Source organism: Streptomyces sp. NPDC102441 (assembly GCF_044765585.1).
In the GTDB taxonomy this organism is placed as follows: domain Bacteria; phylum Actinomycetota; class Actinomycetes; order Streptomycetales; family Streptomycetaceae; genus Streptomyces.
The window spans coordinates 2015-5261 of record NZ_JBIWKH010000034.1; the positions used below are offsets into that span (position 1 = coordinate 2015).

Annotated in this window: 1 rRNA gene; it reads left to right on the plus strand. The window is 56.2% G+C overall.

The features are described 5' to 3' along the window. Positions 1 to 99: 99 nt before the first annotated feature. Positions 100 to 3225 (plus strand): 23S ribosomal RNA (locus tag ACIREO_RS39665). The last annotated feature ends 22 nt before the right edge of the window (positions 3226 to 3247 follow it).

Genomic DNA, 3247 nt, shown 5'->3' on the forward strand with positions numbered 1-3247 from the left:
GTCCCTTTGGTTGCCGGCCCCAGTGAACTCGCCTGTAAGGGTGGGGTGATGGGTGGCTGGTCGTTGTTTGAGAACTGCACAGTGGACGCGAGCATCTGTGGCCAAGTTTTTAAGGGCGCACGGTGGATGCCTTGGCACCAGGAACCGATGAAGGACGTGGGAGGCCACGATAGTCCCCGGGGAGCTGTCAACCAAGCTTTGATCCGGGGGTTTCCGAATGGGGAAACCCGGCAGCCGTCATGGGCTGTCACCCGCTGCTGAACACATAGGCAGTGTGGAGGGAACGAGGGGAAGTGAAACATCTCAGTACCCTCAGGAAGAGAAAACAACCGTGATTCCGGGAGTAGTGGCGAGCGAAACTGGATCAGGCCAAACCGTATGCGTGTGATACCCGGCAGGGGTTGCGCATACGGGGTTGTGGGATCTCTTTTTCACAGTCTGCCGGCTGTGAGGCGAGTCAGAAACCGTTGATGTAGGCGAAGGACATGCGAAAGGTCCGGCGTAGAGGGTAAGACCCCCGTAGCTGAAACATCAACGGCTCGTTTGAGAGACACCCAAGTAGCACGGGGCCCGAGAAATCCCGTGTGAATCTGGCGGGACCACCCGCTAAGCCTAAATATTCCCTGGTGACCGATAGCGGATAGTACCGTGAGGGAATGGTGAAAAGTACCGCGGGAGCGGAGTGAAATAGTACCTGAAACCGTGTGCCTACAAGCCGTGGGAGCGTCGCTGTATGTGCTTGCACATGCAGTCGTGACTGCGTGCCTTTTGAAGAATGAGCCTGCGAGTTAGCGGTGTGTAGCGAGGTTAACCCGTGTGGGGAAGCCGTAGCGAAAGCGAGTCCGAATAGGGCGATTGAGTTGCACGCTCTAGACCCGAAGCGGAGTGATCTAGCCATGGGCAGGTTGAAGCGGAGGTAAGACTTCGTGGAGGACCGAACCCACCAGGGTTGAAAACCTGGGGGATGACCTGTGGTTAGGGGTGAAAGGCCAATCAAACTCCGTGATAGCTGGTTCTCCCCGAAATGCATTTAGGTGCAGCGTCGTGTGTTTCTTGCCGGAGGTAGAGCACTGGATAGGCGATGGGCCCTACCGGGTTACTGACCTTAGCCAAACTCCGAATGCCGGTAAGTGAGAGCACGGCAGTGAGACTGTGGGGGATAAGCTCCATGGTCGAGAGGGAAACAGCCCAGAGCATCGACTAAGGCCCCTAAGCGTACGCTAAGTGGGAAAGGATGTGGAGTCGCAGAGACAACCAGGAGGTTGGCTTAGAAGCAGCCACCCTTGAAAGAGTGCGTAATAGCTCACTGGTCAAGTGATTCCGCGCCGACAATGTAGCGGGGCTCAAGCGTACCGCCGAAGTCGTGTCATTCATACACATATCCCCAACGGGAGTATGGATGGGTAGGGGAGCGTCGTGTGCCGAGTGAAGCAGCCGCGGAAGCGAGTTGTGGACGGTTCACGAGTGAGAATGCAGGCATGAGTAGCGATACACACGTGAGAAACGTGTGCGCCGATTGACTAAGGGTTCCTGGGTCAAGCTGATCTGCCCAGGGTAAGTCGGGACCTAAGGCGAGGCCGACAGGCGTAGTCGATGGACAACCGGTTGATATTCCGGTACCCGCTTTGAAACGCCCAGTACTGAATCAGGCGATGCTAAGTCCGTGAAGCCGGCCTGATCTCTTCGGAGTTGAGGGTAGTGGTGGAGCCGATGAACCAGACTTGTATTAGGTAAGCGATGGGGTGACGCAGGAAGGTAGTCCAGCCCGGGCGATGGTAGTTCCCGGGGTAAGGGTGTAGGCCGTGTGGTAGGTAAATCCGTCACACGTTAAGGCTGAGACCTGATGCCGAGCCGATTGTGGTGAAGTGGATGATCCTATGCTGTCGAGAAAAGCCTCTAGCGAGTTTCATGGCGGCCCGTACCCTAAACCGACTCAGGTAGTCAGGTAGAGAATACCGAGGCGTTCGGGTGAACTATGGTTAAGGAACTCGGCAAAATGCCCCCGTAACTTCGGGAGAAGGGGGGCCATCACTGGTGATCCGATTTACTCGGTGAGCTGGGGGTGGCCGCAGAGACCAGCGAGAAGCGACTGTTTACTAAAAACACAGGTCCGTGCGAAGCCGTAAGGCGATGTATACGGACTGACGCCTGCCCGGTGCTGGAACGTTAAGGGGACCGGTTAGTGCACTTTCGGGTGTGCGAAGCTGAGAACTTAAGCGCCAGTAAACGGCGGTGGTAACTATAACCATCCTAAGGTAGCGAAATTCCTTGTCGGGTAAGTTCCGACCTGCACGAATGGCGTAACGACTTCTCGACTGTCTCAACCATAGGCCCGGTGAAATTGCACTACGAGTAAAGATGCTCGTTTCGCGCAGCAGGACGGAAAGACCCCGGGACCTTTACTATAGTTTGATATTGGTGTTCGGTTCGGCTTGTGTAGGATAGGTGGGAGACTTTGAAGCGGCCACGCCAGTGGTTGTGGAGTCGTCGTTGAAATACCACTCTGGTCGTGCTGGATGTCTAACCTGGGTCCGTGATCCGGATCAGGGACAGTGTCTGATGGGTAGTTTAACTGGGGCGGTTGCCTCCTAAAGAGTAACGGAGGCGCCCAAAGGTTCCCTCAGCCTGGTTGGCAATCAGGTGTTGAGTGTAAGTGCACAAGGGAGCTTGACTGTGAGACCGACGGGTCGAGCAGGGACGAAAGTCGGGACTAGTGATCCGGCAGTGGCTTGTGGAAGCGCTGTCGCTCAACGGATAAAAGGTACCCCGGGGATAACAGGCTGATCTTCCCCAAGAGTCCATATCGACGGGATGGTTTGGCACCTCGATGTCGGCTCGTCGCATCCTGGGGCTGGAGTCGGTCCCAAGGGTTGGGCTGTTCGCCCATTAAAGCGGTACGCGAGCTGGGTTTAGAACGTCGTGAGACAGTTCGGTCCCTATCCGCTGTGCGCGTAGGAATATTGAGAAGGGCTGTCCCTAGTACGAGAGGACCGGGACGGACGAACCTCTGGTGTGCCAGTTGTCCTGCCAAGGGCATGGCTGGTTGGCTACGTTCGGAAAGGATAACCGCTGAAAGCATCTAAGCGGGAAGCCTGCTTCGAGATGAGTATTCCCACCACCTTGAGTGGTTAAGGCTCCCAGTAGACGACTGGGTTGATAGGCCAGATGTGGAAGCCCGGTAACGGGTGGAGCTGACTGGTACTAATAGGCCGAGGGCTTGTCCTCAGTTGCTCGCGTCCACTGTGTT